Here is a 2836-nt window from a genome sequence, read left to right on the forward strand (position 1 = left end):
CTCAACCGTGCTGAAATAGAAATAAAATCCTCCATACTTCCGCGAAGTTCGTTCGCTTGCAGGAACCATGCGCTCTTCAACCGCTTTATATTCCACAGCCTTCGCATACGCCCCAATCGGCTTCGCCTCAGCAGGTTCAAAATGCACAATCACCCGCTCGCCTTGCATGAGTATTCCTTTGCCGCCGCCCGTGAACGGCGCAGCCCATGCGGTCATGAACTCAACTTCCATGTCCTGAAGGGCTTCGTACACATCGCCTTTCTGCGGAAAGCGCATTTCCGCCGGAATCAGGCTGCGTTCGTAATCACGCGCCCAATCCAGCTCCGGCTGCCCGATCGAATGCCGCTTTCCAGCCTTCATTTCGGCCATCAAATCGGCATAGGTAAAATTCCAGCCTTCAGGACGGGGAGGACGCGCTGCTGGCGGCGCGGACTGCTTGCTTTTGCTGCCAAATAATTTGCCAAGAAAACACATAACCGCTCAGCCAGCCTTGTTTTCCTGTTTCTCCGCTTGATCTTTTCCCCGGTTTTCCCTCTCGATGAACTGAATCATGCAGGATGTTCTGTATTGGCAGTAATCGCCGGGATGCCTGCACGCCGCATCAGCGGAATCCATCTTTTCGCCGTATTTAATACATTCCACTTCCATCTTTTCTGAAGTTCCAATCGGCATACATAACGTGTGTTCTTGTTGATTTTTCATCGAACAGGCATGGACTCGGCATTCATCTCTTTCGAAGCCGGGCGGAGGAGGCCAATCTGGAAACAAGCGTCAGATTTTATATTGTTTTCATGAATAATTCAATCTATTTTTTAAACGCCGCTCATAAATCACCATTGGTTCTTGCGCGGATGCGCCGCAAAGCTTGACATCCCTTGCTGCCGAGCATACACTGCTGCATACTCAGATCAACTTTCATGCCCGATGAGACAGCTCGGAACAATCTGGCGGATTCACGCACTGATGCTGCTGGCCGCGATGCTGATCGCCACCTCATTCACGGTCAGCAAGGCGGTGGCGGACGGCATGGATCCGGCGGTGCTGACCTTGATCCGCTTCGTTTTGGCCGCCTTGCTCTTCATGCCCCTGACCGCTTGGCGAAACAGCCTGCGCCTGCCCTGCTGGCAGCAGCTCTTTGGCTACGCCTGCATCAGCTTCACCCTGACCGGATTCTTCTGGCTGATGTATCTTTCCCTGCGTTCGACCACCGCCCTCAACACCGGCGTGATATTCACCTTGGTGCCAAGCATCTCCGGCCTGTACAGCGCAGTGCTGCTGCGCGAGCGTCTGGGTCGTAATCGCCTTCTGGCGATGATTCCCGCCACTGTCGGCGCAATCTGGGTGCTGTTTCACGGCAGCATGGAGCGGCTGCTGGCCTTTGACCTCAATCCCGGCGATCCGCTCTTCTTTCTCAGCTGCCTGCTAATGGCTTTTTACACGCCTTTGGTCAGACTCTTTCACCGCGACGAGCCGATGAGCGTGATGACCTTCTGGATTTTAGTCACCGGCAGCGGCTGGCTGCTGATTCTGGCCGGGCCGCGCCTGCCCGATGTGCCGTGGCGTGACATCTCGCTGACCGTCTGGGCTGGAACCGCCTATTTAGCCGTGTTCTGCACCATCATCAGCTTTTTCCTCAGCCAGTTCTGCACCCTGCGGCTCGGTCCGACCAGAGTCATGGCCTACAGCTATCTTTATCCGCCCTTCATTTTGGCAGTTGAATGGTTCTGCGGCCATCCGCTGCCCTCGGCGCAGGTGCTGCCGGGTTTGGTGCTGATTGTCGCGGCGATGCTGATTGTGCAGCAGGGGGCGGATGAGCCAGCCTCCTGCATGTTTCTCAAACAGAAGCAAGGTGAACCTCATGCCACAGATCAACGGCAGCACTGAACTCTTCGGCATCATCGGCAATCCGGTGCGTCACTCGCTCAGTCCGGCCATGCACAACGCCGCCTTTGCTAGCTTGGGCATGAACCGGGTGTATGTGCCAATGCCGGTGAACGACGTGGCGCAGGCGATGAGCGGCCTGCGCAGCCTTGGCTTCAGGGGCGCGAGCGTCACGGTGCCCCACAAGGAGGCGGTTATTCCTTTTTTAGACGAGCTGGACCCTGTAGCTGACAAAATCGGCGCGGTCAACACCCTGCTCCTGCGGCAGGATTCCGAAGGCAGGACGATAGTTCGGGGCTTCAACACCGACTGGCTGGGAGCCAACGCGGCTTTGGCGGCGGCTCAAGTTGAACTGCGCGGCAAACGGGTGGTGGTGGCGGGCGCGGGCGGCGCGGCCAAGGCCGTCGGTTTCGGCCTGATCGAGGCGGGCGCGGAGGTGGTGATCACCAACCGGACAGCGGAAAGCGGTCAAGAGCTGGCGCAGTGGCTGAACAGCGAGTTCATCGCGCTGGATGATCTGCCTTGGCTGACAGCGGATGTGTTCATCAACACCACGTCGGTGGGCATGGAGCCGAACACAGAGGGCATCATCATTCCACCGCACCTGTTGAGCAAATTTTCTGCTGTGATGGATATTGTTTACGCTCCGCTGGAGACCCGTCTACTGAATAAGGCCAAGACCGCAGGCTGCCGCACTGTTGACGGCCTTGCCATGCTGCTCCATCAGGGCGCGGAACAGTTTCGCATCTGGACAGGTGTGCCCGCGCCGGAGCAAGTCATGCGCGCCGCACTGGAGGAGGGGCTGCTGCGCAGAACGATATGCGCCGTATGCGGCAGCTTTCTGAGATGAATCAACAGAAAATACATTCCTCGTTCAAAACAGTCATCGGGAAAGATGACACATAGTAGATCGAAATAATCTGTTTAACGTGATCGGCATATACAGCTGGAGCAT

4 protein-coding genes are annotated in these 2836 nt (G+C 56.7%); 2 read left to right on the forward strand and 2 right to left on the reverse strand.

Features of this window, described 5'->3' with window-relative positions; genetic code table 11:
* Both ACNKID_RS10990 and ACNKID_RS10995 read right to left on the reverse strand, forming a co-directional pair.
* Positions 1-474, reverse strand: a 474-nt coding sequence (locus ACNKID_RS10990; protein ID WP_417913474.1) for a hypothetical protein, incomplete at its 3' end; no start/stop codon positions are given.
* A gap of 6 nt (positions 475-480) precedes the next feature.
* Entirely contained in the window at positions 481-648 is a 168-nt protein-coding gene (locus ACNKID_RS10995) for a hypothetical protein (protein ID WP_417913475.1), read from the reverse strand.
* A gap of 276 nt (positions 649-924) precedes the next feature.
* On the opposite strand from ACNKID_RS10995, the gene ACNKID_RS11000 reads away from it, so the two are divergent.
* Positions 925-1884: a DMT family transporter gene (locus tag ACNKID_RS11000; RefSeq protein WP_417913476.1), complete on the forward strand. Its 960-nt coding sequence runs from the start codon at positions 925-927 to the stop codon at positions 1882-1884.
* Positions 1859-2731 carry a shikimate dehydrogenase gene (locus ACNKID_RS11005; protein ID WP_417913477.1) on the forward strand — a complete coding sequence of 291 codons (873 nt, stop codon included), beginning with the start codon at positions 1859-1861 and terminating at the stop codon, positions 2729-2731. Before ACNKID_RS11000 ends, ACNKID_RS11005 begins: the two co-directional genes overlap by 26 nt.
* Positions 2732-2836: the final 105 nt, after the last annotated feature.

This window comes from Candidatus Electronema sp. TJ (assembly GCF_048287355.1).
Taxonomy (GTDB): Bacteria; Desulfobacterota; Desulfobulbia; order Desulfobulbales; family Desulfobulbaceae; genus Electronema.